General features: G+C 58.1%; 24 protein-coding genes. 18 read left to right on the top strand and 6 right to left on the bottom strand.

Features of this window, described 5'->3' with window-relative positions; genetic code table 11:
• The first annotated feature begins 30 nt into the window (after positions 1–30).
• Genes BLW70_RS18625 through BLW70_RS18615 form a run of 3 tightly spaced genes read left to right on the top strand, consistent with a single transcriptional unit; the run spans position 31 to position 2,606 of the window.
• Complete coding sequence (locus BLW70_RS18625; protein ID WP_074876365.1) at positions 31–1,503, top strand: nucleobase:cation symporter-2 family protein; 1,473 nt, start codon at positions 31–33, stop codon at positions 1,501–1,503.
• Positions 1,504–1,559: 56 nt separating this feature from the next.
• Entirely contained in the window at positions 1,560–2,033 is a 474-nt protein-coding gene (locus BLW70_RS18620) for an LEA/WHy family protein (RefSeq protein WP_074876363.1), read from the top strand.
• A gap of 27 nt (positions 2,034–2,060) precedes the next feature.
• Entirely contained in the window at positions 2,061–2,606 is a 546-nt protein-coding gene (locus tag BLW70_RS18615) for a GNAT family N-acetyltransferase (protein WP_074876361.1), read from the top strand.
• Between the two features lie 18 nt (positions 2,607–2,624).
• Here BLW70_RS18615 and BLW70_RS18610 read toward each other — a convergent pair whose 3' ends face one another.
• The gene (locus BLW70_RS18610) at positions 2,625–3,548 is read right to left on the bottom strand and encodes a carbon-nitrogen hydrolase family protein (RefSeq protein WP_074876359.1); all 924 of its coding nucleotides are present in this window, start codon (positions 3,546–3,548) and stop codon (positions 2,625–2,627) included.
• Between the two features lie 85 nt (positions 3,549–3,633).
• Between BLW70_RS18610 and BLW70_RS18605 the strand changes: the two genes are divergently transcribed.
• Positions 3,634–4,569, top strand: coding sequence for a LysR family transcriptional regulator (locus BLW70_RS18605; protein ID WP_074876357.1), 936 nt, complete (start codon positions 3,634–3,636; stop codon positions 4,567–4,569).
• Here the strand turns inward: BLW70_RS18605 and BLW70_RS18600 are convergent.
• Entirely contained in the window at positions 4,544–4,795 is a 252-nt protein-coding gene (locus BLW70_RS18600) for a hypothetical protein (RefSeq protein WP_008155229.1), read from the bottom strand. The genes BLW70_RS18605 and BLW70_RS18600 overlap by 26 nt on opposite strands.
• A 165-nt stretch (positions 4,796–4,960) precedes the next feature.
• On the opposite strand from BLW70_RS18600, the gene BLW70_RS18595 reads away from it, so the two are divergent.
• Positions 4,961–5,278, top strand: coding sequence for an ElaB/YgaM/YqjD family protein (locus BLW70_RS18595; RefSeq protein WP_074876356.1), 318 nt, complete (start codon positions 4,961–4,963; stop codon positions 5,276–5,278).
• Between the two features lie 93 nt (positions 5,279–5,371).
• Here BLW70_RS18595 and BLW70_RS18590 read toward each other — a convergent pair whose 3' ends face one another.
• Complete coding sequence (locus tag BLW70_RS18590; protein ID WP_074876354.1) at positions 5,372–6,412, bottom strand: Ldh family oxidoreductase; 1,041 nt, start codon at positions 6,410–6,412, stop codon at positions 5,372–5,374.
• A gap of 232 nt (positions 6,413–6,644) precedes the next feature.
• Here BLW70_RS18590 and BLW70_RS18585 point away from each other — a divergent pair, with 232 nt between their 5' ends.
• The 3 genes from BLW70_RS18585 (at position 6,645) to BLW70_RS18575 (ending at position 13,221) form a co-directional block, all read left to right on the top strand.
• Positions 6,645–11,450 carry a dermonecrotic toxin domain-containing protein gene (locus BLW70_RS18585; protein WP_074876352.1) on the top strand — a complete coding sequence of 1,602 codons (4,806 nt, stop codon included), beginning with the start codon at positions 6,645–6,647 and terminating at the stop codon, positions 11,448–11,450.
• A 98-nt stretch (positions 11,451–11,548) separates the two neighbouring features.
• Complete coding sequence (locus tag BLW70_RS18580) at positions 11,549–12,550, top strand: FecR family protein (RefSeq protein ID WP_074876351.1); 1,002 nt, start codon at positions 11,549–11,551, stop codon at positions 12,548–12,550.
• A gap of 299 nt (positions 12,551–12,849) precedes the next feature.
• A complete protein-coding gene (locus BLW70_RS18575; protein ID WP_074876349.1) occupies positions 12,850–13,221 on the top strand; it encodes a fe2+ zn2+ uptake regulation protein in 372 nt (123 codons plus the stop codon).
• Between the two features lie 19 nt (positions 13,222–13,240).
• Here BLW70_RS18575 and BLW70_RS18570 read toward each other — a convergent pair whose 3' ends face one another.
• A complete protein-coding gene (locus tag BLW70_RS18570) occupies positions 13,241–13,429 on the bottom strand; it encodes a hypothetical protein (RefSeq protein ID WP_010460665.1) in 189 nt (62 codons plus the stop codon).
• A 525-nt stretch (positions 13,430–13,954) separates the two neighbouring features.
• Between BLW70_RS18570 and BLW70_RS18565 the strand changes: the two genes are divergently transcribed.
• The 5 genes from BLW70_RS18565 (at position 13,955) to BLW70_RS18545 (ending at position 21,063) form a co-directional block, all read left to right on the top strand.
• A complete protein-coding gene (locus BLW70_RS18565) occupies positions 13,955–15,196 on the top strand; it encodes an MdfA family multidrug efflux MFS transporter (RefSeq protein ID WP_074876348.1) in 1,242 nt (413 codons plus the stop codon).
• Between the two features lie 21 nt (positions 15,197–15,217).
• On the top strand, positions 15,218–16,348 hold the full coding sequence (locus BLW70_RS18560; RefSeq protein ID WP_074876346.1) for a LuxE/PaaK family acyltransferase: 1,131 nt from the start codon (positions 15,218–15,220) through the stop codon (positions 16,346–16,348).
• A 1-nt stretch (position 16,349) separates the two neighbouring features.
• Positions 16,350–18,752, top strand: coding sequence for an aldehyde dehydrogenase family protein (locus tag BLW70_RS18555; RefSeq protein ID WP_074876345.1), 2,403 nt, complete (start codon positions 16,350–16,352; stop codon positions 18,750–18,752).
• A gap of 68 nt (positions 18,753–18,820) precedes the next feature.
• On the top strand, positions 18,821–20,110 hold the full coding sequence (locus tag BLW70_RS18550; protein WP_074876343.1) for a phenylacetate--CoA ligase family protein: 1,290 nt from the start codon (positions 18,821–18,823) through the stop codon (positions 20,108–20,110).
• Positions 20,110–21,063, top strand: a complete 954-nt coding sequence (locus BLW70_RS18545; protein ID WP_074880668.1) for a GNAT family N-acetyltransferase — start codon at positions 20,110–20,112, stop codon at positions 21,061–21,063. The genes BLW70_RS18550 and BLW70_RS18545 overlap by 1 nt, the downstream gene beginning before the upstream one ends.
• On the opposite strand, the gene BLW70_RS18540 is transcribed toward BLW70_RS18545, so the two are convergent.
• The gene (locus BLW70_RS18540) at positions 21,052–21,978 is read right to left on the bottom strand and encodes a LysR family transcriptional regulator (protein WP_074876341.1); all 927 of its coding nucleotides are present in this window, start codon (positions 21,976–21,978) and stop codon (positions 21,052–21,054) included. The two genes, BLW70_RS18545 and BLW70_RS18540, sit on opposite strands and share 12 nt — an antisense overlap.
• Positions 21,979–22,095: 117 nt before the next feature.
• Here BLW70_RS18540 and BLW70_RS18535 point away from each other — a divergent pair, with 117 nt between their 5' ends.
• Positions 22,096–23,091 (top strand): aldo/keto reductase, encoded by a 996-nt coding sequence (locus tag BLW70_RS18535; RefSeq protein WP_074876339.1) that lies wholly within the window; start codon positions 22,096–22,098, stop codon positions 23,089–23,091.
• A gap of 46 nt (positions 23,092–23,137) precedes the next feature.
• Here the strand turns inward: BLW70_RS18535 and BLW70_RS18530 are convergent, their stop codons facing one another.
• Positions 23,138–23,668: a hypothetical protein gene (locus BLW70_RS18530; protein WP_074876337.1), complete on the bottom strand. Its 531-nt coding sequence runs from the start codon at positions 23,666–23,668 to the stop codon at positions 23,138–23,140.
• A gap of 365 nt (positions 23,669–24,033) precedes the next feature.
• On the opposite strand from BLW70_RS18530, the gene BLW70_RS18525 reads away from it, so the two are divergent.
• From BLW70_RS18525 to BLW70_RS18510, 4 genes are all read left to right on the top strand, one after another.
• Positions 24,034–24,480 (top strand): DUF411 domain-containing protein, encoded by a 447-nt coding sequence (locus tag BLW70_RS18525; RefSeq protein ID WP_074876335.1) that lies wholly within the window; start codon positions 24,034–24,036, stop codon positions 24,478–24,480.
• Positions 24,480–24,914, top strand: a complete 435-nt coding sequence (locus BLW70_RS18520; RefSeq protein WP_074876333.1) for a YqaA family protein — start codon at positions 24,480–24,482, stop codon at positions 24,912–24,914. Before BLW70_RS18525 ends, BLW70_RS18520 begins: the two co-directional genes overlap by 1 nt.
• 85 nt (positions 24,915–24,999) lie before the next feature.
• A complete protein-coding gene (locus BLW70_RS18515; protein ID WP_074876331.1) occupies positions 25,000–26,025 on the top strand; it encodes an alpha/beta fold hydrolase in 1,026 nt (341 codons plus the stop codon).
• Positions 26,026–26,038: 13 nt separating this feature from the next.
• Positions 26,039–26,992 (top strand): D-2-hydroxyacid dehydrogenase family protein, encoded by a 954-nt coding sequence (locus BLW70_RS18510; protein WP_074876329.1) that lies wholly within the window; start codon positions 26,039–26,041, stop codon positions 26,990–26,992.
• The last annotated feature ends 5 nt before the right edge of the window (positions 26,993–26,997 follow it).

Below are 26,997 nucleotides of genomic sequence, written 5' to 3'. Positions count from 1 at the left end.
CCCGGCCCGCCTTCTGGCACGCACCTCACCATGACCGCCTCCGAAAAAGCCCCTGCCTCGCGCAATAACGACCTGATTTACGGCCTCGACGATCGCCCGCACCTGACCGCCACTGTCTTCGCCGCCCTGCAACACGTGCTCGCCAGTTTCGTCGGCATCATCACCCCGACCCTGATCATGGGCGGCGCTCTCGGCCTGCAAAGCGAGGTGCCGTATCTGATCAGCATGGCGCTGTTCGTCTCGGGGCTCGGCACGTTTGTTCAAGCGCGACGTTTCGGCCCGATCGGTTCCGGCCTGCTGTGCCTGCAAGGCACCAGCTTCTCATTCATCAGCGTGATTCTCAGTGCCGGCTTCATGGTCAAGGCCCGGGGCGGCGGCACCGACGAAATCCTGTCGACCATCTTCGGTGTGTGCTTTTTCGCCGCCTTCATCGAAGTAGTGTTGAGCCAGTTCATCGGCAAATTGCGGATGCTGATCACTCCGGTGGTGACCGGCACGATCATCACGCTGATGGGTTTGTCGCTGATCAAAGTCGCCATGACCGACATCGCCGGCGGCTTCGGTGCGGCGGACCTCGGCGCGGCCAGTCATCTGGCCCTGGCGGCCCTGGTGCTCGGAACGATTGTGCTGTTGAACCGGGTCGATGTGCCGTTCCTGCGCCTCGGTGCGATCGTCATCGGCCTGACCCTCGGCTATCTCGTGGCCTGGCTGATGGGTGACGTCGATTTCGCCAGCCTGCCCGAAGTCCCCTTGATGAGCGTGCCGGTGCCGTTCAAGTACGGTTTTAACTTCGATTGGGTGGCGTTTGTGCCAGTGGCGGTGATTTTCCTCGTATCGCCACTGGAAGCCGCCGGTGACTTGACCGCCAACTCGATGATTTCCCGCCAGCCCGTCAAAGGTCCGATCTACATCCGCCGGATCAAGTCCGGCCTGCTCGCCGACGGCCTCAACTCGGCCATGGCCGCCGTGTTCAACAGCATGCCGATGGTGACCTTCGCCCAGAACAACGGCGTGATTCAGCTAACCGGCGTGGCCAGCCGCTACGTGGCGTTCTTCATTGCCGGTTTGTTGGTGCTGCTGGGGTTGTTCCCGATGATCGGCGCGGTGCTGCAACTGATGCCCAAACCGGTACTCGGTGGCGCTGAGCTGGTGATGTTCGGCACCGTCGCCGTCGCCGGGATCAAGATCCTCGCCGAAGCCGGCCTGCACCGACGCAACATGCTGATCGTGTCGATTTCCCTCGGCATGGGCCTGGGTGTCGCAGCCGTGCCGGAAGTGTTGCGCGAGTTGCCGAAGGCGCTGCACAACATCTTCGAATCGCCGATCACCGTCGGCGCGTTGTGCGCTATCGTGCTCAACATCTTCCTGCCTGAAGAGTTCATCGAGCTGGAAGAAGACGATTTCGATCCGGAAGCCTCGATCCTGCGGGTCATGGAAAACCCGGATGTCCCGGCCAAGGGTGAACCCGTCTCGCCTGCCGCTGTCGCACCCTTGAACCGCTAGAAATGCTCCTGGCCGAGCCACTGGCGGTTCGGCCTTTTCTTTAAGAGAGCACGTTCATGCGCAGTGTCCACACCGTTATCCTTTGCCTGCTTTTGCTTTCCCTGAGCGCCTGCGCCCTGCTGCCCAATCGCGACCCGCTGAACATCAACGTGGTCGGCTTCGAGCCGTTGCAAAGCCAGGACATGGAAGTACGCTTTGCCGTGAAAATACGCGTGCAAAACCCCAACGAGACCACCATTAATTACAACGGCGTCGCCCTGGACCTGGAAGTCAACGGCCAACCACTTGCTTCCGGTGTCAGCGATCAATCGGGCTCGATTGCACGCTTTTCCGATACCGTGCTGACCGTTCCGGTGAGTGTTTCGGCGTTCTCCGTGCTGCGCCAGACCCTGGGCCTGAGCAAAACCCAAACCCTCGACAACCTGCCCTACGTCCTGCGCGGCAAACTCGCGGGCGGCTTGTTCGGCACCCTGCGTTTCATGGACAGTGGCAAACTCAGCCTGCCAACTTCGACGACCGGCACCTGGTGAATCTAGACTCAAGGAGCGACAAAGAACATGGAAGCCATACCCACGCTGTACACCGAACGCCTGATCCTGCGTCCGCTGGAGTTGTCCGACGCCGAAGCCATCCAGCAACAGTTCCCGCACTGGGAAGTGGTGCGTTATCTCAACGCCTTGGTGCCTTGGCCGTACCCTGCCGACGGCGCACTGACCTATCTGCGTGACATCGCGTTGCCGGCGATTGCCGCGGGCAAAGAGTGGCACTGGTCGATACGTTTGAAGTCGGCGCCGGAGCAACTGATCGGCAACATCAGCCTGATGGATGAGCAGGACAACAACCGGGGCCTGTGGCTCGGGCCAAAATGGCAAGGCCAGGGCTTGATGACCGAAGCCAGTGGGGCGGTCACCGATTACTGGTTCAAGACCCTAGCCCGGTCAGTGCTGCGGGTACCGAAAGCGACGCCCAACCTCGGCTCGCGCAAACTCTCGGAACGCACCGGTATGCGCTTGATCCGCAGTGATGAGGACGATTTTGTCAGCGGGCGATTCCCCAGAGATCTCTGGGAAATCACCCGTGAAGAATGGTTGCGGCAGCACTGAAGATCCCATTGTGGGAGGTTATGCAGTGAAGCGAACGCCGGGTTTGGCGCGCTCATCCACCGTCAGCTCAAACACGTCCGGGCGCGCGTAGTGCCCGACCACGTCGTAGTCGTAACGGGCGCGGATCAGGTCATCGGTGTCGATTTCTGCGCTGAGCAAACCGGTGCTGTCACGCAGCGGCCCCGCCAGAATGTCGCCCATCGGCCCGAAGATCACGCTGCCACCGGCAATCAACGGGCGGTCCGCCGGCCAGTTCGCGATCGCCACGCCCAAGGCGTGCGGTGAATCCTGAACCTGACAGGCGCTGACCACAAAGCAGCGTCCTTCATGGGCGATATGGCGCATGCTGACCTGCCACATTTCCCGCTCATCCACCGTTGGCGCGCACCAGACCTCCACGCCCTTGGCGTACATCGCGGTGCGCAGCAGCGGCATCATGTTTTCCCAGCAAATCACCGCGCCGATCCGCCCGACCTGACTGTCGATTACCGGCAACGTCGAACCATCGCCTTTGCCCCAGATCAACCGTTCGGTACCGGTGGGCATCAGCTTGCGGTGCTTGGCGACCAGGCCTGCCTGCGGATCGAAATACAACGCCGTGCAGAACAAGGTGCTGCCGGCACGTTCGATGACACCGATCACCAGATTGGCGCCGGTGCGCGCTGACAGCCCGGCCAAGGCTTCGGTTTCCGCGCCGGGCACGTCGATTGCGTTGGCAAAGTACCGGGCGAAGGCTTCACGCCCTTCCGGCAGGCGGTAACCCAGCTGAGTGCCGAAGCCCTCGCCTTTGGGGTAACCGCCAAGCAATGCTTCGGGCATGACCACCAGCGCCGCGCCGGATTCGATGATCGCGTTTTCCCAGGAAAGGATCTGTTCCAGTGTCTCGGCCTTGCCACCGGGCAAGGCGCCGATTTGCAGTGCAGCAACGATTGACTTGGGCATCGCAGTAACTCCGAAAGCAATGAGGGGTTGCCCATTCTCCGGCGCCACAGGATCATGAATAAAGCCCCGTTTGCTGCTTAATGATATGAACCAAATGAATATCGCCGCCGTCGATCTCAACCTGCTGAAAGTTTTCGAAGCGCTCCACGAGGAGTCCAGCGCCAGCCGGGCGGCGTTGCGCCTGGGCGTAACGCAATCGGCGGTCAGCGCGGCATTGCGAAGATTGCGCGAGGTGTATGGCGATCAGTTGTTCGTGCGCACCGGCCGCGGACTCGCCCCCACACTCAAGGCCAATCAATTGAAACCGGTGGTCAGCGATGCCCTGAACAAATGCCGGCAGAGCCTGGCGATGGTCGATCCGGCCGCCCACCAATATGACGGACGCTCGGTGACCGTGGGGATGTCCGATGATTTCGAAATCGCTTATGGGCGACGGCTGATTGAAGAAATCGCCCGCGTCGCGCCGAAGCTGCGGCTGATCTTTCGTCAGACCCACAGTCAGATCGTCGCCCAGGCGTTGATGGAACGCAGCATCGATCTGGCGATCACCGCCGGTGGGTTTGCCGAACGCTTGCTCAGCCGTCAGGTACTGGGGGAAGGCGGCTATCTGTGCCTGGCGGACCCGCTCAGCCTGGCCGAGGGTCAACAGACCCTGAGCCTGGATGAGTTCGTCGCCCGCGAGCACATTCTGGTGTCGTCGGGCGGCTTTATCGGGATCACCGATGAAGGGCTGGCGGCGCTGGGGCTGGCTCGGCGGGTATGCGCTTCGACCACGCACTTTGCCGCGTTGCCGCACTTGCTAAAGGGCAGTCAGGCCGTGGCGACCATTCCGGCCCATGCGGCGCAAAGCATTGCAGCGCTCAGCGGACTGGCACTGCTGCCCTGCCCTCTGGCGTTGCCGCGATACCCGATCGAACTCGGCTGGCGCACCAGTACGCTGCTCGATCCGGTGGTGTTGAAAGTGCGCGAAGCGATTGTCGCGAGTTTTGCGAGCGCTACTTGGCAGCCATCAGGCGATTGACTTCGCTGCGCACCATATTGGCGAATTCCGGGGGCGACATGCCATCCAGTTCGGCACGGACCCACTCGGCCCATTTGCCTTTGCGCTTGGCGCGTTCACCGAACAACCGCGCGGCTTCACCCTTGGACTTGCCCAGGTTGCTTTGCCAGAGATCGAACAGACGGGATTTCTCATCTTCCAGCGCAGCGCGCTCGGCAAGGGGTTTGTCGGCCAGATTGAAGCTCATGGGAGTTACCTGCTGCGTAAAATAGGCGACATCTTACACTGTAGGAAGAAATGTCCGACTCAGGATTTTTCGTCAAGGTTGGGTCTACGCGAAAATCCACTGCAACTTTTTCGCTGATGACACACTCCACTGTTCACTGTCCATTTAACTGCAAGGAGTACCTCAATGGCCCGGAAAACCGCCGCACAAGTTGCCGAAGAACAGATCAAGGATCAAGCCTTCAGCGAACTTCAGGCTCTGATCGAAGAGTCAGAGAAACTGCTCAAAAGCAGCGCCTCGCTCGTCGGTGAGGAAGCGGACACACTTCGTGGGCAAATCGCCCAGAAACTTCAGCAGGCTAGGGACTCCGTCACCAGCGTTCGTGACCGGACCAAACCTGCGGTCGAAGCCACTGAAACCTACATTGGTGGTCATCCGTGGCAAACCGTGGCCATCTCTGCCGGTTTCGGCCTGGTAGTCGGGTTGTTGCTGGGTCGACGTTAAGCGCCCCCGTTTTAATCAGTACCCGCAAAAAGGCGAGCACGCAGCTCGCCTTTTTCATGCCCGGTTTTTATGCAGACCGAGAGTATGCCGGACTCAGAGCCCGGCCAATTCCCGCAAATTCGCCAACGTCTGAGCGTCGAGCGGGATGCCTTCGGTGCTGGACTTGGCACGTTGTTGGTGACGTCGATCCCCTGGCAAACGCTTGAGCCCCACACCGTGCATCTGCCTGACCAATTCCTGGCTGCGCTCGGCAAAACTCTGCCCGGCCGCCTTGCTCGGGTCGATCACGATCAACAGTTGGCCCGTCCACGGCGTCTTGGCCCCCGGATGGTTCGACCAATCGAACTCGAAGGAAAAATTGCCGCCGGTCAACGCCGCTGCCAACAGCTCGACCATCATCGACAGCGCCGAACCTTTATGGCCGCCAAATGGCAGCAACGCGCCGCCCTCCAGAATCGCTTTCGGGTCCTGGGTCGGCTGGCCGAGGCCGTCCACCCCCATGCCTGGCGGCAAACGCTCACCCTTGCGTGCGGCGATCTGCACATCGCCATGGGCAATGGCGCTGGTCGCCAGGTCGAAGACAATCGGATCGCCGTCAGCCCGAGGGGCGGCGAAAGCGATCGGGTTGGTCCCGAACAGCGGACGATCGGCACCGTGCGGCACCACGCAAGTCATGCTGTTGACCACGCTCAGTGCGACCAGGCCTTCATAGGCGAAGGGCTCGACATCCGGCCACAAGGCGGCGAAATGGTGGGAGTTACGAATAGCCAGCACCGCAATCCCGGCACTGCGGGCTTTTTCCACCAACAACCCGCGTGCTGCGGCGAGGGCCGGCTGGGCGAAACCATTGCACGCGTCGACCCGGACAAAGCCCGAAGCTACGTCCTCGACCACCGGCACGGCCTGGCCATTGACCCAGCCACTCTGGAGCGTCGACACGTAACCGGGAATGCGGAACACACCATGGCTATGGGCGCCATCGCGTTCGGCGCCGGCGCAGTTGAGGGCCAGTGTCCTGGCGACATCGGCGGAGGTGCCATGGCGTTGAAAAATCTGCTCGAGCAAAACAACGAGCGCGTCGAAATCGAGCGTTTGAGTGTTCGAACTGACGGCCACTTCGGGCGTTGCGGTCATCTGAAGCTCCAGTTTTATTTTTGAGTACGGGCAACAGGGTGCAGCGAGGTTGCAAGGCAACCCAAAACAGTTGTCGATTAAGCGCTGTTCTACCAGCGTCCTGTCAAGTCTCGACAGCCTGTTCGGTTCAAGCAATATGTACCGCACCCGAGCCAGCCACTGGCCGTACTGTTTTTTCCTCAATCCAACGACAGGCGATTACCCGCCGGTCGTAGCGCATCGAGGAAAAACCATGATGACTCCCCCACTGCCGTATTTTTTCGACGAGGCAGAACTTGCATCCAAAGCCGAACAACCCGGTGAACGCGAAAAGGCACGGTCCTTCACGCTTGATGATTTGAAGTGGTTGAGTGCTGTTTATCTGGCAACGCATGCGGCCCGTATCGCCAATAGCGAGCCCATGCACGTCGACCGGTTGCTTCTGAGCGTACCTGACGCGTCAGGCATCCCCTTGGCCGGCGCTTTTTCCATGAGCCGGCCCAATGATGGGGAAGTCACGCTCTATACACCGTGGAAAGGCCTGGTCAAATTCGCGGACTTCAAGAGCCTCAAAAGCAAACTCCAGGAATGGCTGACGCAGCCCACTGGAAAGCGTGAGCTGCTGCGCTTTCTTTCCCTTGAACAACGCAGTGCCTTGGCTGCCGCCACTGCGCCGGGCATTACCACGCAAGTCATCGAAGGTGCGGTGCTACAGGACCAGGAACTCATCCTCGAACGCAATCAGGCTCAGAACATCAGGGCGATGATGGGCGAGTTGCTCAAGTTGCCAACGCTGCAATCGATGCTGGACGAAACCCTCAAGACCGGGTTGCATGAAACGTTCCCCGAACTGGACCAGCGCCTTACCCGAGTTAAGAGCTTTGTCATCGAAAGCGATGACCAGCAATTGCTTTCCTCGCATTCACTGAGCGAAACGCTGCTGCATTACTACCTGACCCATCAGTGGCCCACTGGCGATACCAGAGTTTTTTCCAACCCCCTGCACAATGTGAGCGGCGCCGCCGATAACCAGGCCTGGGAAAGCGCAGTCAAAGAGATCGCACAAACGTTGACCCCGCGCTTGCAAGACCTGCTCAAGACGTTCTGGAACACACCGATGAACAATGGGCAGTTACGCGGGAAGTTTTTTGCCGAGGGTTTGCGCGATACCTTTCACCTGAAACTTTTGCTACAGCGCCAACAACGTGTTCTAACGACGCAGCAATACCTGCGACTGATGAATCTCAGCCTTGAACCTGACATCGACGATCCGCTTCGTGCCGAAAAAGTCCGTGTCACCGCCCCCTTCAAGCAATTCGTGGAACTCGCCTCCACCCTGATGATCGGCAGCAGCGACACGTTGGATTTTCTGTACACCCCGTCGAGAGGCATCGAGGCTACCAGCGACCTCCCCGCTGTCGGGAAAATCGTCGCGCAGATGTTGAAAAGCCAAGGACATGAAGACACGCTGCTCAACTTTCTGTCATTGGACGAACGCACTACGTTTCTTTCAATGAAGCCGGAAGAACAAGTGATTGTCGGTGAACCGATCATCGGCTCGGTGTTTGAACAATTGATGACCGACATCCTTGGCAAGCAACGCGAGAATCTGGCCTATGCGCTGAGCGAATACCGTGAAAGCGAAGGCACGCAGGATCCCCGAGCCTTGTTCGACAAGGCATTGGATGTCCGCGGACTGATCGACGCTCGACTGCTGGCCGCCGATGCCGAAGGACGCTGGAGTACACACGCAGACCGGCGCCCGAGCGCGCAACCAGCGGCCGTTCGCGGCGAGTCGGCCAAGGAGCATCTGGCCATTCTTTCCACCGTTAAGCAGCCGCTGGAGCTACTGCTCGACAACCGGCCGGTCATTCCCGCGAACACTCGAACGATTGCCGAAGTGCAGCGTATCTTCAATTCCTCGCTTGGGAGCCTGCAATCGCGTTTCACTCAAACCCTGTCAACGGCATTGCGCAGCGAATTGAAACTGCACGCCGTCATGCGCACCCTCAGTGCCACGGAACAGGCGATCATCAACACCGTGCTTGATACCCCGGTACGCTTGCAGCGGGCAGCATTGAACAGTTTTTTGCCGGACGTATTTTCCTTGGCATTGAAGGCAAGCGGGGCCACAGCCACGTTGAAACTGGCCAGTTGTTTTGTGCTGACTGAACGTGGAGGCCTGGACCCGAAGCATTCAGGCAAGGCGATTTTGTGGACGCCAGCCTCGGGATTCGAAGCTTTCAAGGCATTGCCTCCATTGCTGACCGAGCTGGATCGACGTCTCAAGGACACCGATGATCGCACCACCTTTCTGGAGAACCTTGGACGCAGCGAGAGAGTCGCTGGCCGGAGCTACACCCTGGCGCCGCTGCAGCGAATAGATGAGGATTTTCTCGATCACGTGCAAAAGCCCTTTGTCCAGCTGGACCAGGCGTGCGTCATCCGTGCGCTGGCCACGAAACTTCCCGCGACGCCCCTGGCCAATCTCCTGATGCTGGTGGCATTGCGCCAACCGATGACCGGATCAGATCGCGCGACGGACATCGCCCAATCCCTGATCACTCAGCAAAAACTACCGGCATGGCTGGCCAAGGCGTCCATTCAAGACCAGATACTGCACGGGGAGTTGCTTCAGCAATACCTCAACAACGTGACCGATGATCAGGACTACCTCACTGGCATACGCTCCCTGGCACGCACGGCGCACGATGCACTTGAAAAACAACTCAAGGCAGATACGTTCGACATCGATCCAGATAAGGTCCAGATACAGATCGACAAGCGCTCGAGGTCTGCGGCCAGCACCCAAACCCTGACCGATTTTGCCCTGACCCATTTCAAGGATCTGGACAAAACCCATTTCAAACTGGTGTCGCTCGATAACACCGCGATCCCCCAGGATATGGACCAAAGCTACATCAAAGACCTGATACGAAACTTGAAGCTGGGTGAACTTCAACAAAAGACACTGAACGAAGCCTTTGCAGACACCCAGGCGAATGCCAAGGACCGCAGGAAGCGTTTTTACACGCAATTGCCCTGGCAGCTGATGCATTACGCCCACACGGAAAAATTGCAGGAGCGCCTCAGCGAGACGGGGTTTGATCTGATACGCCAAGTCATGGACATGCCGGACGCTATCGCACGCGCGGCAGTCGACGGTGCCCACGCGATCATTCGTCCACTCGAGCTCCTGGGCATCAAGCGTCAACAGCCGGTCAAGGTGCCAGGGGTCTATCTGATTGGCTCATCGGCCGACAGCACCGCACCACAGGTCCTTGTCGCGCCTCATAGCCCCGGGTACGGGGTGAAAGAGTATAAAAATGAAACACAGCTGCTGACCGAACTGAAGACACGCGGCGATCTGCTCGACTGGGTACTCATGAACCTGCCGCAGCCTGATCGGATACTGCTCGAACACAGGATGGAGACCACCAATAGCCGCCTTGCCGAGGTGACGCTGGCGTCCAACCCGATCAAGGGGAATCTGTTCGGGCACTTGTTCGATGACAACGCCGCTTTACTGGCACGATTGCTCGGTTGTCAGGCCGATGACAACAAGCAGGCTGAGTGGGCAACCATCAAGCATGTGCTGGGTGAAGATCTGCAAGGGGCATTTACGTTCCTGATGGGCAAGCTTGCCTACCCGATTACGGTGTGGCGCAGTTACCGAGACATCAAGCAGTCCGCCGAAGACCTTCAAACGCACAAATGGGGAGCGGCGATAAAGGAATTTATCAGCGGCATTGCACAACTCGCCACGTTGCGACTGTCGTTGGAATCGCAAGCGAAGCCATCTTCAACGCCCACTACACCGGCACCAGAAACTTCCGATACCCGCTTCAAATGGCAGGAAGTCGCCATTACAGCCCCCGAACGTACGCAGTTGAAGCGTCATGAAAGCCTTGATGTCGACCTGAATTCGCTCACATTAAATTCGAGTCTGGGCCTCTATACCCATCCGACGACCAATAAGACCTACGCACCGGTTGAAGGAAAGGTATATCCGGTCACAAAGCGCGGCACACACTGGCGCATCGCTGACACCAGCAATCGCGGTCCCCGGCTGAGTCAGAACGTATCGAAACAATGGGTTCTGGATAGGCAAACGCCAGCGCCCCGCTTCAGCATCAGCGATCGGTGGCGCACCGTATCTTCGGTTTGGGAGGGCATGAACATCGATGCCAATGGAATGCGCGAAATCCGTCGACTGTTTCCGCAAAAGGCCCGCCAGATTGACGAAGCGCTGGACCTGGCAACCACCTATGCCTGGAACTGCTTTCAAAATCTGCAATTGCTGAAGTCATCCGACAAGACCGTTACCCCCGTGCATCAACTCATCATGGATTTTATTGAAGTACCGCAAGTGCAGCCCGTGCATGTGGAACAGCTTGAAAAAGTCTTTGGAGACATTTTTGCGGCCTTGTTGGACCCCTCACTCAGAAAGCCGAAAACCAATCGTTTTGCCATCGGCAGGGTACTCGATGGCGCGGCAACAACATTCGGCTTCATCGTTCCAACGGATGCGAAGCGGAAAATCTATCTGGCAGAAAAGTTCTTCGATACCGGTTTCGAGTTCTACCGCACACATCTTTCCGAGCCTTCCTTCCCTATCAACACCCATGCTCAAGCAGTCACCCTTATTCATGAGCTTTCGCATATCGTCTGCAAAACCGAAGACATCGCTTACCTCGACTCCAGCAGACCATTTCCCCATCTGATTGGGCAGGCCAGCGCAACTGCCAGTGAGCTCAAGGACGCGTTGACCACGCTGCAGGCCACCGCACTTTCGATCAAGACCCCTCTTACCCGGTTGTTCATGACCGAAGATCCTGACACCGGTGTGTGGGAGGACCCGGGCAACACTTCATATGAAAATACTGATCAGGTAAGAGCGCATATATTGGCCTTGACCGGCGGAGAAAACCTGAGCGCCGCCCGCAAGATTTTCAAGCGAGATCCATTGGTCCGACTCAAGGTGCAACTCGGTAACGCCGACAGCGTTTCATGGCTCATCAGCCAAATGGGGCGCCAACTGCATACCAGCACCCCGTGAATCAGAAAAATAACGACCGATTTGCTGGGCAATTGCCATGACGGTTGTTCTCGCAGACTTCCCCTCAAGGTTAGAATGCGGGAAATCAGGATGGGTCAATGACCGATAACTCACTCTCGCAAGCCCAATATGACGCAATCACCGATGCCGCTGCGCATTGGTGCATGCGTCTGCACGCCAACGATTGCACCGCTGAAGAGCGGCTGGCATTCGAGCAATGGCATGACGCTCATCCGCTTCACGCGTTCGAGTACGAGGCGATGCTGGAGATCTGGGATGTCGCGGGGGACCTGCCCCGTCCAGCCACCGTAGTCCCGATGGTCCGCGCCAAACCTGCAACGCCTTGGCGCACCTTCGGTATCGCCGCCGCGGTTTGTGCCGTGGCGTTGCCGCTGGCGGCCTATAGCGGCTGGAACCTGGGCTGGCTGCCCAATTCCTATCAACATTTCGAAGCGAACGACAATGTCCGCCAGGTCACCCTGAGCGATGGCAGTCAGGTGGAACTGAACCTGGGCAGTGAGCTGACGTTCAGCAACTACAAGGATCAACGTCGGATCACGCTGAAAAAAGGCGAAGCCTTCTTCAACGTCAGCCATGACACTGAACACCCCTTCATTGTCAAAGCGGCCGAAGGCAGGATTCGGGTAACCGGAACCAGATTCAACGTCTGGATGTATGAAGATCAGGTACGCGTGAACCTGATAGAAGGTTCGGTGCTGGTGAGCAGTAACGACGCCGTTGCGGGTGACGGTTTGCGCCTCGAACCAGCAATGCAGGCGAGCTATAGACGCGGCGACTTCACTCCGCGGATCAGTCAGACCTACGACAATGACAACTCACTGGCCTGGCGCAGCGGAAAACTGGTGCTCGATGATCTGGCGTTGACCGATGCATTGCCATTGATCAATCGCTACTTGAGCAAACCGGTGATGGTGGCCGACAGCAGTACCGGCTCGATTCGCATCGGCGGCATCTACAACATCAAGGAGCTCGACAACCTGGTGGCTTCCCTGCCCAAGGTATTGCCGGTCTACCTGACCCGCAACAAGGATGGCAATCCGGTCCTCAACTCCCTTGCGCAACACCCCCCAAAAAGCTGAAGGCCGCCCCCTTTTGCGGGGTGCGGCCTGCTTTTTCTCGCTCCAGCAACTTCAGCGTTACTGTGCGGCCACCTTTCTGGTGGCCCTTAGTCATCGAAGGTCACGAACCTGCAAATATCGAGTACCGCTGACAAAAAATTTAGGCCATGAAAGCGCTTTTCACAGGCATCTCACGGGGCGCTGACGTGATGGCGACAAAATTTCTACATTCGGGGCTTCATTATTTGCCCCGCTCGTACGTCTTATTGAATGAGAGCACCCATCACATTTCCTGGCCGGCTCGAAAAAGGAGTTTTTGCATGTACAACTCGCAACTGCCAACGGACGGTAGCAGTGCGCCAAAGGGCTCCGCCATGGGCTCCGGTGTTTTTGGTCAACGCATTGAGCGCAATGGCAACGAGCGGATCAGGTTGCTGCTCAAGAGCTTTGGCCTGCGAACCAGCCTGATCCGCCTCAAAGTCATCGACGCCTTGCTGACTGCCGCCGAAAGCGACCGTAGCCTCGGCGTGCGCGGCGTGCACAGCCACTTGCTGGAGCTGGGTATTCCCCTGTCCTTTCTCAGTGTGCGGGAAGTGTTGAAACGCTTGTGCAGCGAAGGCGTGATCACGCTCAATCCGGACAAAAGCTACAGCCTGCATCCGCACGCTGCAGCCATTCTTCATCGCGAGTGATCCGCGCAAGATGCGTCGTTCAGGGTTTGACCTTGCGGCGCATCACGCCATTGACCACCACCACGATCACCGCCACGCCGATGGCGATGTACTGAAACAGCTTCTCGCTGATGACACCTGCGTTTTGCAGATACGAAAGTCCGAACATGATCCCCAACACCACGAGCGAGATCAGAATCGAGTATTTCAAACGTTGCGACTGAGTCATTGCGAGTTCCTGAACCTGAAAAATTATCCGATTTGTATCAGAGCGCGTGCCAAGCCCTACCTTTCTCCGATGATAGGACACTACAAAACGGGGTCTCATGTTACAGCCGATCACTGGATTTGGCTTTATTGCCCCGTGAGGATTTTGAAATGTTCCGTCGAATCGCACTGCCGATTCCCCCTGCTCGCTCTCCTGGCCCTGAGCAGCTGCATCGTTTTCCCCCACGGCGATCACCATTACGACCGTGGTGGGCCGGGGTATTACCAGCATCGATAACGTGGATATTTGAACCTTCATTCGTAAGCTAAATACCCAATCCGATAACTGCTAAATAAATGCCCGCCCTGTCGCGAGTATTTTTCGTACGGGCATATTTACCTATTCCTATCAATGGAATATCGAAACATAGCGAAAACTATCGAAACCTTGAGTTTCAATAGTTCATTGGAGCTATTCATGTTCCGTGATTAATCTCGGCGCGTTGCAAAAGACCCGATATTAAACTTCGCGCAAAAAAGAGACGCCATGCACAAGCCTTTAATCAATATCAGCTCCCGACATCTATTGGGCTTTTGCCTTGCAATCACTTTTTTCGAACTGCTGACCTATATGGCCAGCGATATGATCATGCCGGGCATGTTGACCGTTACCCATCAATTGGATGCCAGTCCCGACCATGTCCCTTACGCCTTCAATCTTTATTTGGCCGGCGGCATTCTTCTGCAATGGCTTATTGGCCCGCTGTCCGATCATTTCGGCCGCCGCCGGATGTTGCTTATCGGTTGTGCGGTATTCGCCCTGGCCTGCGCCGCCGCGTTCAAGGTGCAAAGCATTTCCGCGTTCAATGGCTTGCGACTGATTCAGGGCATGGGGTTGGGGTTTGTCATCGCGGTCAGCTACCCGGCCCTGCAAGAAGTTTTCTGCGAAGCCGACGCGGTCAAGATCATGGCGCTGTTGGGGAACGTTGCGTTGCTCTCCCCGCTGCTGGGGCCGTTGCTCGGCAGTCTGCTGCTGGAATGGTTGTCCTGGCGGGAGCTGTTTTTACTGCTGGGTATCGGCGGCGTGATGGTCTGGCTCGGGCTTTATCTGTTCATGCCGGAAACCGTGGGCACCCTGCGCCACGACGGACAGCGACTGGAAGCAGTACGCTTTGAATGGCACGGCACCCTGCGCCGCTATGCGGCGTTGCTGACTAACCCGCGATTCCTGTGCGCCGCTGTCGCGCTCGGCGTGATGAGCCTGCCGTTGATTGCCTGGATCGGCTTGGCGCCGCTCTTGCTGATCCACAACCAGGGGTTATCAACGCTGCACTACGGCCTGTGGCAAATCCCGGTATTTACAGCCGTCATTCTCGGCAATCTGATCCTCAATCGACTGATTGCCAACGTTGAACTGCCACAACTGATTCGATACGCGCTTTGGCCGTTTTGCGGCGGCCTCATCGCGTTAGTCGCCGTCAGCATCCATGGCGGTTCGACCGTCGTGCTGATCAGTTGCCTGGCGCTGTACGCCGTGGGACTGGGCATGAGCAATGCCGCGTTGTACCGGCTTGCGCTGTTCGCCAGCGATGACAGCAAAGGTCTGGTCTCGGCCATGATCGGCATGATCTCGATCGCCGTCATGGGTGGCGGCGGCTCGCTTATTGCGGCCATCGGTGCCGGTGACAGCCACGAATCCTTCGCTTTGATGGCGGGTATCGCTGGGCTGCTGAGCCTGGCGCCCCTGCGCCTGTTTCTGCGGCGCTCTCAAATCCCGCTTGCCGTCTGACACCCCACAGCAGGTCTTCTGATGATCCACTTACCCCACACCGATGCGCTTTGCGCGTTAACGCAACCCTATTGCCTGGATTCCGTCCCTGAGGGCCTGTTCGATCAGGCGATGGGGGAAATCAGCTTGTTTCATTGTCACCACACGCCTGGCTACGAACGCTGGCTGAACGCCAACGGGCTCGATGCCCAAGATCTCGAAACACTGGATGACTGGTCCAGATTGCCACCGATTTTCGCCAACTATTTCAAACGTCACCTGTTGTTCGGCCCTACCGGCGAAGGCGCGCTGGAGCTGACCTCATCCGGCACCAGCGGCCAGAAAAGTCGCATGCGCTATGACTCTCGCAGCATGGCGGCGGCTCAAGGGATGGTGAGCCACATTTTCCGGCACTACGGCTGGGATACGCCGCACAGCCCCTGCAATTATTTGCTCCTGAGCTACGAGCCCGAGGCTGCCATCACCTTGGGCACTGCTTACACCGACCAGTTTCTGTGCAGCTATGCGCCCGTCAATCGGCTCGTCTACGGATTACGCCGGACGGCTAAAGGTCACGAGTTCGACCTGTTTGGCGTGATTCGCGCCTTGCAGGAGTTTGCCGACGAGGGCTTGCCCGTGCGAATTCTTGGATTTCCTGCGTTTCTTTCCCATGCGCTACAGCACATGGAAGACACCGGCGCACCCAATCTCGAGCTTCCAGCTCAGTCATTGGTGTTTTTGGGGGGAGGCTGGAAAACCCAGGCAGCACAAGAAATTCCATTGCTTGAGTTGTATGCCCGAATCAATCGGCAATTGGGTGTCGACCTGTCCCGCTGTCGCGATGGTTACGGAGCCGTCGAGCATGCCGTGCCCTATATCCAGTGTGCCCGTCATCATTTTCATGCCCCCGTTTATTCGAAGGTTTTCGTGCGCAACCCATCCGATTTCACGGTCCAGCCATACGGCCAGCGCGGCTTGCTGGAATTCGTCTCCCCGTACATTTCGTCAAGCCCTGCTCACGCGGTGGTCATGGGCGACCTGGCGACATTACACCCCGGCGCCAGTTGCGGATGCGGCCTGAGCACCGATTGGTTCGAGCTGCACGGGCGTGCCGGCACCACCGCCAGTCGCAGTTGCGCGATGGCGGCTTCCGAATTGCTGGGAGGGGCTTGATATGTACCTGATCAATGGCCAACTGCGTGACGACGTTACCCCGCAAAGCGCCCTCGACAGCCTTCGAAAACAATTGCCCGGGCTGCTTTCTGCACCGATCGACAGCGAAACCGTCATCGAAGCCGCGGCTCGTTTCGCCGCGCAGTTACAGACTCGCAGCCTGAACCTGCCTCTGGACGACGATCAATGTCAGGGGCTGAGCGAGTTCTGCCAGCGCAGCAACCTGAGCACAAAGCTTGAGCGAGAACTGGGTTCGCAACCCCGCTCGCTGAGACGTATCGACTACCGGCAGCCACACTTTGAAAGCTGGCACCCCTTGGGACTGGTGGTGCATGTGACGCCGGGCAATGCGCCGATGCTGGCGTTCTGCGCGGTTCTTGAAAGCCTGCTGGCCGGTAACATCAACTGGTTACGCCCCAGCACCAGCGATGCGGGTTTGACTGCAAAGTTGTTGGCTGAATTTGTGAAGTGCGACACCAGCGGCAGGCTTGCCGAGTTCGTCGCGGTACTGCCCGTGGGCACTTCCCTGATAGCCGAACTCTGCACTCAGGCCGATGGCGTGTCAGCCTGGGGCGGTGAAAAGGCACTCACGGCGATTCGTCAGCAGATCCCCGCCGGATGTCGCTGGATCGATTGGGGGCACAGGATCAGTTTCGCTTATCTGTCGCCTGACGCGGCCAGCCCTTCGGCGCTGGATGCGTTGGTGGATGAAGTGTGCAGCCTGGATCAACAAGCGTGTTCCAGCCCGCAATGGGTGCTGGTGGACAGCAATGATCCGGCCATTCTGCAAGACCTGGGCGAGCGTTTGAGCGAAGCCTTCACGCGCCGTGCCTCGCGCTGGCCGGCGCTGGTACCCACGGACCAGGAGGCGTGCGAAATCACCACCCGCACGGCCATGGCGCAACTGGATTACTGTTTTGCGAACCAACGCGGCCAGGTCTGGGCCGGCCATGGATGGCGGATCATCTGGGAACACCATCAGACGCTCGCGCCATCGCCACTGTTTCGTACGCTGCTACTCAAGCCTGTGCCGCAACACTTGATCGCCGAGACGCTCTTGCCCTGGCGCACGGTCCTGCAAAGCTGCGCACTGATTTGCTCTGCGACAGAAACGCCAGGACTTGTGCGAACACTGGTCAACGCTGGCGTCACCCGTATTGCGCCTTGCCCGGGGATTCATGATGGCTACGCCGGTGAGCCGCATGATGGCGTTTACGCGTTGACGCGTTTGAGTCGCCGCCTCTCGGTGAGCCTGTCGGCGGATGTTTTGCCGGGCCGGGCGACGCTCGACCCGGTCCCACCGGCCCCTGACATTGCCGATGCGCCGATCATGGACAAAAACGCCTTCACGACCCAACCGATGGGCGCCGCAGCGCAATTGTATTTCCGCTCGGGAGGGAGCAGCGGCACTCCCGCCCTCGCCGGCTTCAGCTATCGCGACTTTCAACGACAGATGCGCGCAGCGGCAGACGGCCTGTTCGCCGCCGGCCTCGATCCTGCACAGGACCGGGTCATGAACCTGTTTTACGGCGGCAGCCTGTACGGGGGGTTCCTCAGCTTTACCAAAATACTGGAGCAGATGGGCGTCACACATTTCCCCATGGGGGCGCCCCAGGACGATGACTTCAGCGAAATCGCCCAACTGATCGTTGACCAGCGTGTCACCGTGCTGATCGGCATGCCGAGCACCTTGCATCGTCTGTTCTTCAGCGAGCAGGCCCGACTTCGCGCGTACGCAGGTATCAGCAAAGTGTTCCTCGGCGGCGAGCACCCGGGCCAAACCAGCCTGAGCCTCATGGAAAGTTGCGGGGTTTCGATGATCCGCTCGGCGATCTATGGTTCCGTCGACGCCGGTCCTTTGGGGCATGCGTGCGCAGCCACCGCGAACGGGGTGTTTCACTTGATGTGCGATACCCAGCATCTGGAAATCGTGCAGATCGAACAGGATGAACCGGTTCAGGCTAATGAGGTCGGTCGCCTGCTGTTTACTTCACGAGCACGACAAGGCCAGACCGTGCGCCGATATGACGTGGGTGACACCGGTCGCTGGATGCCCGGAGCCTGTCCGTGCGGGCTGGACTCACCCCGATTCGAACTGCTCCAGCGCCACGGCAAACTGGTGCGAATGGGCACGGAATTCATTTCGCCGTCGGCTCTGCACGATAGCGTCGGCGTGCCCATGCAGATAGTTCTCGATCACAGCCCTGATGGCGTCGAGCGGCTGACAGTTTTGTCGAATGCAGACGCCGATCAGGTCCGCCACGCCTTATTGAACGATCAAGCGCTGGTAAACGCCGTGAACGCCAACCTGTTAATTGTTGAAGTTCAAACATGCAAGGAACAAGCATTCACTCGGAATAAACACAGCGGCAAAACACCGTTGGTTATTGATAAAAGAAAATAAAAATACCGAGAACTACTCACAACTTGTTTTCCGACTGTCTAGACGCCTGATAGAAAAGAGAGAATCCAGTGAAATCGACTTATTCACTCGAACAACTGCTGTCTTATATACGACAACATTCAAACTTCTACCGCCAGCAACTGGAACACTTACCGTCGCAGGGCATTAAGTTGCAAGATATACCGCTGACCAACGCTGTGGACTATTGGTCTGACAGCCATGACTTGAATCATTGGCCGGTCCTGACCGCAAAGGTCGACGATGCGTTGGTGTTTCAAACCGGCGGATCGACCAGCCAGGGCAAACTGTCCGTTTACACCTATAGCGAATGGCAAGAACTGGTCAGTACATTTGGAGAAAGCTTCTCCTCACAACTGAATGACGGAGACCGTGTCGCCAATCTATTCTTTTCCGGAGATCTCTATGCCAGCTTTCTGTTCATCCACGACTCCCTGGTACACGTCAGGCGATCGATCTGCGAGTTTCCGTTTACTGGACACGCGGAGCTGGGCGCACTGGCCGATGCGATTGATCAGCATCGGATCAACGTGCTGGTCGGCGTCCCGGCACAGCTGCTGCGATTCGCTGCCTACCTGAACCAGCATCGGCGAGTACTGCGCGGGGTTGAGACGTTGTTGTATGGCGGCGAAAGCCTGTTTGCCCAGCAGGTAGCAATCCTCACCGACGTATTTCCCAACGTGCGCATCGCGTCCATTGGCTATGCCAGCGTAGATGCCGGCCTTATCGGGGCCAGCGCTCGTGACTGCGCCTTGGGCGAGCATCGGGTGTTTGAACCACAAACCTTGCTGGAGATCATCGATGAACTCACCGGCGAAGTCATCGAAGAATGCGATCGCACCGGATTGTTGGTGGTGACTAGTCTGACCCGCCGGCTCATGCCACTGCTGCGTTATCCAGTGGGCGACCGCGCGTGCTGGCGCGAGCCCGGCTCAGCCCCAAATCGCAAATTCGCCCTCAAGGGACGTAGCGTGCACAGCCAGCGAGTGCGCGTCGGCGTGCTGTCGCTGCTGATCGACGACATCCAGCAGATCGTCCAGCGCATTGCCCACAACGACCAATGGCAATTGTTGATCGAACATGACGGATACAAAGATATTTTGAGTGTGAAGTGGGTTCCCTCAACGCTATCGATGGCCACCGTACCGGTGTGCCGAGCGTTGTACGAGGCGTTGGTTGAACACTATCCCGCCATCGAGGAGTTGAGCCGCGAGGGTCTGCTGGAATTGCGAGTGTTGTCTTGTGCAGTCACCGCATTGAAGCTTCACCCACGCTCCGGCAAACAATTGCGGGTCCAGGACCTGCGCGTGTATGACGCACCATTGTCGGAGCCCGCATGATGCCGCATTTGGTTTTTCGCCCCTATCGCCCCTCCGACGCACGAGCCGTAAGCCAGTTGTTTCGCGAGGTCTATGGCGATCATTACGTTCAGCCGGATGTGTATTTGCCGAACATGATCGATCAGCACAATGCCAAGGGACGCTGGAAGTCGATGCTGGCGGTGGACGACGTACGCGTTCTAGGGCATGCCGCGTTGTGTCATGACACACCTGCGGACACCACCGAACTGGCCCTCAGCGTGGTACATCCCGCCGCGCAGGGGCAGAGCATCGCGACCCGTCTGGGTCGGGAGTTGTTGTCGCAATCAGGTTCCATGGGGTTCAACAGCGTCTCGATCAAACAAGTGACACACCATCCCTACACGCAACGCATGGCTGCAAGCATCGGCTTCCACAGCACGGGTTTGCTACCTGACTACGTCCCTTCGCCCTTCGCCGAGCCGCTGCCGGAAACCATCGTGATGGGTTGCCATGTAGTCGAAGGGCAAACGCGTCCACTTCCCGATATCCCATGGCCTGAAAGCTGCCGAGGGTTTATGCAGCACTTGTGTGCTGTGTTCGGCACTCATGCGGACATGACGCCGTTGTCTTCCCTGCCCTTGCAACTCAAGCAACACCATAAAAGATTCGACATGGTCATTCAGCGTTTGACCAAACGTCTGCTTGAGCAGGTCCGGCAATTGCCCAGGCACTGGCTGATCTCGGCCAAACTTCAGTTGTCACGGCACTTTGCCCAGGACGTTCGCAATCTGGCGGCCCTTGGTTTCACCTTTACCGGGCTGACGCCTACCTCCAGTGCCCAGGGGTGGTTCGCACTGTTTCATCGAGGGGCGCAGTCTCGACACCTCGACCTGCATTGCCCGCACATGCAACGCTTGCATGACGATTTACAGCAAAACACCAACATGCAGAGTAGCGCCGAAGCGCTGAACAGAGCCCGCTCAGCCGCGTGAGGCTTTTCGATAAAAGTCATTGCCCGGCTGCGCGCAAAGCTCTACCAGCCAGTCGACAAACACCCTCACCCGCCGGGACAACTGGCGGTGTGGCGGGTAAAGCGCGGTCAGCGGCATGCCCGGTGTCGGCACCGCACTGAGGACTTCACATAAACGGCCTTCGCTCAACTGGCGCGCTACGTGGTAAGACGGGGCCTGGACCAGACCATACCCCGCCTCGCACGCGGCCAGGTAACCATCGGCGCTGTTGACCGAAACTTGCTTGGGCAAATCAATGAGCTGAACCTGATCATTGACCGTGAACTCCAGCCCATAACGCTTGCCATTGTTGCTGGAGAAGTACTCCACCATCTGATGGCCTTCCAGGTCAGCCAGACACTGAGGCGTTCCGAATCGCTTCAAGTAATCGGGGCTGGCACACGTGACCTGGTCCAGCATGACCAACGGCCGCGCCACCAGTGAATCATCCAGTGAGTCGCCGCCCCGCAGCACGCAATCGACGCCTTCGCGTATCAAGTCGACAGGTCTGTCATTCAAGCCGATTTCCAGCTCGATCAAAGGATATCGAGCAGTGAATTGCGGTAACGCCGGGATCACTATCAAGCGCCCTACGCCCGCCGGCATGTCCACGCGCAGCAGCCCCTTGGGGTTATTGCGTGCAGTGCTGAACACCGCTTCGGTTTCCTCCAGATCCGCCAGCAACCGCACGCAACGAGGGTAATAGGCCGCGCCGTCGAGCGTCAGGCTGATCTGCCGCGTCGTGCGTTGCAACAGTTGCACACCGAGATGCGCTTCCAACTGTTTGATCAGGATGGTCACGGAGGCACGGGGCAATTGCAGGCTATCCGCCGCTTTGGCAAAACCGCCCAGTTCGACGATTCGAGTGAACACGCGCATCGCATTAAAACGGTCCATGGCTATTGCTTACCGGCTGATTATTTAGAAATTACGAACAGTGATAGCAGTTTTAGCCGGTTTATCTTGTTTCTGTCGAGATCAACAATGGACTTCACTCACAGGGAGCTGATTTCAATGCAAACACGTCAACTGGGCAAAAACGGTCCACTCGTCAGCGCGATGGGTCTGGGCTGCATGGGCATGACCGATTTCTACACGACTGGCGTGGACGTCCGCGAAGCCACGGTCACACTGCATCGCGCGCTGGAATTGGGCATCAACCTGCTCGACACCGCCGACATGTACGGCCCGCACACCAACGAAGAACTGATCGGCAAAGCCATCGTCGGCAAGCGAGACCAGGTGTTTCTGGCCAGCAAATTCGGGATCGTTCGCGACCCGGCCAATCCGGTTGCGCGGGGCGTGAATGGCCGACCGGAGTACATTCGCGCCGCTATCGACGGCACCCTCAAGCGTCTCGGTGTCGAGACTCTGGATTTGTATTACCAGCACCGCATCGATCCGCAGGTGGCCATCGAGGAAACCGTCGGTGCCATGGCCGACCTGGTGAAAGCCGGCAAGGTTCGATACCTGGGTTTGAGCGAGGCCTCGGTCGCAACACTTGAGCGCGCGCACAAGGTTCATCCGATCAGTGCGCTGCAAAGTGAATATTCGTTATGGAGCCGTGATCAGGAGGAAAACGGTTGTCTGGCCGCGTGTCAGCGCCTGGGAATAGCCTTCGTCCCTTACAGCCCTTTGGGCCGTGGCTTTCTCACTGGAGCGCTGAAAAGCCCTGATGATTTCGCGGCAGACGACTACCGGCGTTTCAGCCCGCGTTTTCAAGGCGAAAACTTCGCCAAAAACCTGTTGTTGGTGCGGCAAGTGCAGGACCTGGCCGCAGACAAAGGTGTGACTGCCGGCCAACTCGCGCTCGCATGGGTGCTGGCTCAGGGTGATTACGTTATCCCGATTCCCGGAACCAAACAGCGTAAATACCTGGAAGAAAATGTGGCCGCGCTGGATGTGAAGCTCAGCGGCGAAGACTTGCAAGCACTGGAAGCGATATTCCCGGCCAATGCCACGGCGGGTTTACGTTATCCGGAAGAAGTCATGGAGTTACTTGACCGGTAACCGACACCTGGCCCATTCGACAAGTTGAGTGGGCCAGGACAAACCGTCACGCCTTTGAGCTGACGCCCTTGTCGGTAGGCACTGATGTGCCGTTGCCCTTGCCATAAGCTTGTAAATTCTGCAGTACGTAGATCGCTTTCTTGTATTCCGGGATCAGTCCCGCAGCGTACTTGTCACCCTTGATGCTGTTGTTCTGGATGGTGTCCAGTTGAGTGGCGAAATACTCCAGTGCATTGAATTTCGCATCCGGGTCTTTCTGTATTCCGAACCGGTCAAACTTGTCACCGGCATTCATTAAGGTCATTGAAGTAATATCAGAAATCAGTCCTTTGGCTTTCAAGAACGCACTGAGATTGCCCAGTTGTTTGGCGGTGACATTTTCCGGATCGAAGCCTTTGATGTTTCTGTGCAGTTTCTGCTCATCCATCAACTTCGTGTTGAGCGCACTGGGATCGCTTCCCACCAATGCCAGCATTTGCTTGACCCTGGCGCTGTGCGTCACAGGCTTGCCAGCGCCTGTGTCCTTGACCAGCAAACCTGCCTTGGAAGTCCAGGCACCGGTATAGCCAATAGTCATGACCGAACTCCCGACTGCGCTATCTGAAACAGACATCCGTGTGAGGCGACCATACAAAGCTCCTTGTTTAATCTGGTTAAGAGCGGGCGAGTATCAGCCTGGCCACTTGCCATACCAACTATTTATTCCGGTTTTTTACAATTCTCGTACATTTACGATACAAGCGGAAAAGCGCCCTGTTTCATTGGCTTATCCAATGGGAGTGTGATTTTTCGACGCTACGCAGCCGGACGCAGCCTTCGGCAGCTGCTACAAAGAATGTGCGGCGGCTGAAACTCGTATTACTTCGAAACAATCTCCTGCCTCGATACTGGTTAGAATGGTCAAAATGCATTTTTTGGCCGCTATTCGAGACGAGATCCCCCATGCGAACCCACCTGCGTCTGGTCGCCCTGAGCGCCCTGTTCATTTCCTCCCTGGCCCAGGCCGCCGACCTGATCCCGATCGAGGTTCACCGCGATGCCAATTGCGGTTGCTGCAAAAAATGGATCAGCCATCTGGAAGCCAACGGCTTCAAAGTCGACGATCACGTCGAAGCCAATATGAGCGAATTCAAGCAACAGCACGGCGTGCCTCCACGTCTGGCGTCGTGTCATACCGCTTTGATCAACGGCAAATTCGTTGAAGGTCATGTCCCCGCCGATCAGGTGCTGGCCTTGAGCAAGCGCGACGATCTGCTGGGCGTCGCCGCACCCGGCATGCCCATGGGTTCACCCGGCATGGAAATGGACGGCATGAGTGATGCGTATCAAGTGATCGGCCTGAAGAAAGATGGCACCGACATGGTGGTGGCGGACTACCCGGCCCATTGATGTTCGGTGCGTACATCGGGCTGTTCTTTGCCGCATTCGGTGCGGCAACCTTGCTGCCCTTGCAGTCCGAAGCGGTGTTGGTGGGGCTGTTGCTCAGCGGCAAGTATTGGCTCTGGTCGCTGCTCGCCGTGGCGACATTGGGCAATGTCCTGGGGTCGCTGGTGAACTGGTGGCTGGGACGCGGTATCGAGCGGTTTCATGATCGGCGCTGGTTTCCCGTCAGCCCGCGCCATCTGGAAAAAGCCCGGGTGCATTATCAGCGTTACGGTCATTGGTCGTTGCTGCTGAGCTGGGTGCCTGTGATCGGTGATCCGCTGACCTTGGTGGCCGGCGTGATGCGCGAGCCGCTGGGGCGATTCCTGCTGATCGTGACCCTCGCCAAAGGCGCCCGTTATGGTGTGTTGACCATGGCCACAGTGGGCTGGATGGGTTGAACGATTAGCCACGGCGATTGCCTGTGTTTAATGTCGCCCTAATCATGCCGATCCAGCATCGGCCGATTTCCAATGGAGCTCGCCCATGTCCCTCACCCCTTTCCGCTGGCTGCCCAGCCTGCTACTGACCGCTGCATTGCCTGTCATCGCCCACGCCGAAGGCCCGGAATACGGGCCGGAGCTGCAAGGTTTCGAATACCCCTACACGGTCAAGCATTTCGCCTTTGAATCCCAGGGCAAATCCCTGCAAATGGGTTACATGGATGTCGCCGCCAACGGCAAGGCCAACGGACGCAGCGTGGTGCTGATGCACGGCAAGAACTTCTGCGGTGCCACCTGGGACAGTTCGATCAAGGCCCTGAGTGAAGCCGGTTACCGGGTCATCGCCCCGGACCAGATCGGTTTCTGCACCTCCAGCAAACCCGACCATTATCAGTACAGCTTCCAGCAACTGGCGACCAACACCCAGCAATTGCTCAAGGCCCTGGGCATTCAAAAGGCCAGTGTTCTCGGGCACTCCACCGGCGGCATGCTCGCCACTCGCTATGCGCTGCAATACCCCGATCAGGTTGAACAACTGGCCCTGGTCAACCCCATCGGCCTGGAAGACTGGAAAGCGCTCGGCGTGCCCTATCGCACGGTCGATCAATGGTATGAGCGCGAGCTGAAACTCACCGCCGACGGCATCCGCACCTATGAACGCAACACCTATTACGGCGGCCGCTGGAAGCCGGAATTCGATCGCTGGGTAGACATGCTCGCCGGGTTGAACAAAGGACCGGGGCATACGCAGGTGGCGTGGAATTCGGCGCTGATCTACGACATGATCTTCACCCAACCGGTGTACTACGAGTTCAAGGACCTGAAGATGCCGACCCTGCTGCTGATCGGTACATCCGATACCACGGCCATCGGCAGCGACATCGCACCGCCCGAGGTCAAGGCGAAACTCGGTCACTACGACGTCCTCGGCAAGCAGGTGGCGAAACTCATTCCCCGGTCAACGCTGGTCGAATTCCCCGGCATGGGCCACGCGCCGCAAATGGAAGAACCGGCGCAATTCCACCAGGCCCTGCTCGCTTGGCTGAACAATACCAACCCCGTTCATTGATGAGGTAAAGCCGATGACAGTGCAGATCGCGATGATTGATGACTGGCAGGACGTGGCCCGTGACGTGGTGGACTGGTCGGTGCTGGAGCCCATCGGCCAGGTAAGTTTCATCCATGACTACCCTGGCGACAACGACACCCTGGCGGCAAGGCTGGGCGAGTTCGAAGTGATCTGCGTGATGCGCGAACGCACCCGGTTCGATGAGGACCTGCTGCGGCGCTTACCGAAACTCAAGCTGCTGGTCACCGGTGGCATGCGCAACGCCGCCCTGGACCTGAAAGCCGCCGCTGCGCAGGGCATTCAGGTCTGTGGCACCGACAGTTACAAGCACGCAGCGCCGGAACTGACCTGGGCGTTGATCATGGCGGCGACCCGCAACCTGGTGGTTGAAGCCAACGCCCTGCGAGCCGGTTTATGGCAGCAAAGCCTGGGCGGCGACCTGCATGGCAAGACCCTGGCAATCCTGGGGCTGGGCAGCATTGGCACTCGCGTTGCCCGGTTCGGCCAGGTGTTCGGCATGCGGGTGATTGCCTGGAGCGAGAACCTGACCGCCGCACGCGCAGCCGAAGTCGGCGTGACCTGCGTCAGCAAACAGGAACTGTTCGAACAGGCCGATGTGCTATCGATCCATCTGGTGCTCAGCGAGCGTAGCCGCGGCTTGGTGGACGCCCAGGCACTGGACTGGATGAAACCTTCGGCGCTGCTGGTCAACACTGCCCGTGGCCCGATCGTCGATGAGGCCGCGTTGATCAAGGCGTTGCAAAAACGGCGACTGGCCGGCGCTGCGCTGGACGTCTTCGAGCAGGAACCCTTGCCGGCTCATCATCCGTTCAGAACCCTGGACACTGTGCTGGCCACGCCCCACGTCGGGTATGTCAGCCAACAAAACTATCAGCAGTTTTTCTCGCAGATGATCGAGGATATTCAGGCGTGGTCTGCGGGAGAACCGATTCGCGTACTGAGCTGATACGC

This window comes from Pseudomonas frederiksbergensis, assembly GCF_900105495.1.
GTDB lineage: Bacteria > Pseudomonadota > Gammaproteobacteria > Pseudomonadales > Pseudomonadaceae > Aquipseudomonas > Aquipseudomonas frederiksbergensis.
The sequence above is the reverse complement of the archived record's forward strand: the minus strand, read 5'-3'. Positions and strand labels throughout refer to the sequence as shown.

Bases quoted from the DNA above. Each gene is read 5' to 3' on its own strand.
- BLW70_RS18605 (WP_074876357.1), top strand. From the start codon at position 3,634: ATGAACCAAATGAATATCGCCGCCGTCGATCTCAACCTGCTGAAAGTT.
- BLW70_RS18625 (WP_074876365.1), top strand. From the start codon at position 31: ATGACCGCCTCCGAAAAAGCCCCTGCCTCGCGCAATAACGACCTGATT.
- BLW70_RS18545 (WP_074880668.1), top strand. From the start codon at position 20,110: ATGCCGCATTTGGTTTTTCGCCCCTATCGCCCCTCCGACGCACGAGCC.
- BLW70_RS18530 (WP_074876337.1), bottom strand. From the start codon at position 23,668: ATGACTATTGGCTATACCGGTGCCTGGACTTCCAAGGCAGGTTTGCTG.
- BLW70_RS18555 (WP_074876345.1), top strand. From the start codon at position 16,350: ATGTACCTGATCAATGGCCAACTGCGTGACGACGTTACCCCGCAAAGC.
- BLW70_RS18615 (WP_074876361.1), top strand. From the start codon at position 2,061: ATGGAAGCCATACCCACGCTGTACACCGAACGCCTGATCCTGCGTCCG.
- BLW70_RS18580 (WP_074876351.1), top strand. From the start codon at position 11,549: ATGACCGATAACTCACTCTCGCAAGCCCAATATGACGCAATCACCGAT.
- BLW70_RS18570 (WP_010460665.1), bottom strand. From the start codon at position 13,429: ATGACTCAGTCGCAACGTTTGAAATACTCGATTCTGATCTCGCTCGTG.
- BLW70_RS18595 (WP_074876356.1), top strand. From the start codon at position 4,961: ATGGCCCGGAAAACCGCCGCACAAGTTGCCGAAGAACAGATCAAGGAT.
- BLW70_RS18525 (WP_074876335.1), top strand. From the start codon at position 24,034: ATGCGAACCCACCTGCGTCTGGTCGCCCTGAGCGCCCTGTTCATTTCC.
- BLW70_RS18515 (WP_074876331.1), top strand. From the start codon at position 25,000: ATGTCCCTCACCCCTTTCCGCTGGCTGCCCAGCCTGCTACTGACCGCT.
- BLW70_RS18560 (WP_074876346.1), top strand. From the start codon at position 15,218: ATGATCCACTTACCCCACACCGATGCGCTTTGCGCGTTAACGCAACCC.
- BLW70_RS18600 (WP_008155229.1), bottom strand. From the start codon at position 4,795: ATGAGCTTCAATCTGGCCGACAAACCCCTTGCCGAGCGCGCTGCGCTG.
- BLW70_RS18540 (WP_074876341.1), bottom strand. From the start codon at position 21,978: ATGGACCGTTTTAATGCGATGCGCGTGTTCACTCGAATCGTCGAACTG.
- BLW70_RS18535 (WP_074876339.1), top strand. From the start codon at position 22,096: ATGCAAACACGTCAACTGGGCAAAAACGGTCCACTCGTCAGCGCGATG.
- BLW70_RS18575 (WP_074876349.1), top strand. From the start codon at position 12,850: ATGTACAACTCGCAACTGCCAACGGACGGTAGCAGTGCGCCAAAGGGC.
- BLW70_RS18565 (WP_074876348.1), top strand. From the start codon at position 13,955: ATGCACAAGCCTTTAATCAATATCAGCTCCCGACATCTATTGGGCTTT.
- BLW70_RS18610 (WP_074876359.1), bottom strand. From the start codon at position 3,548: ATGCCCAAGTCAATCGTTGCTGCACTGCAAATCGGCGCCTTGCCCGGT.
- BLW70_RS18510 (WP_074876329.1), top strand. From the start codon at position 26,039: ATGACAGTGCAGATCGCGATGATTGATGACTGGCAGGACGTGGCCCGT.
- BLW70_RS18590 (WP_074876354.1), bottom strand. From the start codon at position 6,412: ATGACCGCAACGCCCGAAGTGGCCGTCAGTTCGAACACTCAAACGCTC.
- BLW70_RS18620 (WP_074876363.1), top strand. From the start codon at position 1,560: ATGCGCAGTGTCCACACCGTTATCCTTTGCCTGCTTTTGCTTTCCCTG.
- BLW70_RS18520 (WP_074876333.1), top strand. From the start codon at position 24,480: ATGTTCGGTGCGTACATCGGGCTGTTCTTTGCCGCATTCGGTGCGGCA.
- BLW70_RS18585 (WP_074876352.1), top strand. From the start codon at position 6,645: ATGATGACTCCCCCACTGCCGTATTTTTTCGACGAGGCAGAACTTGCA.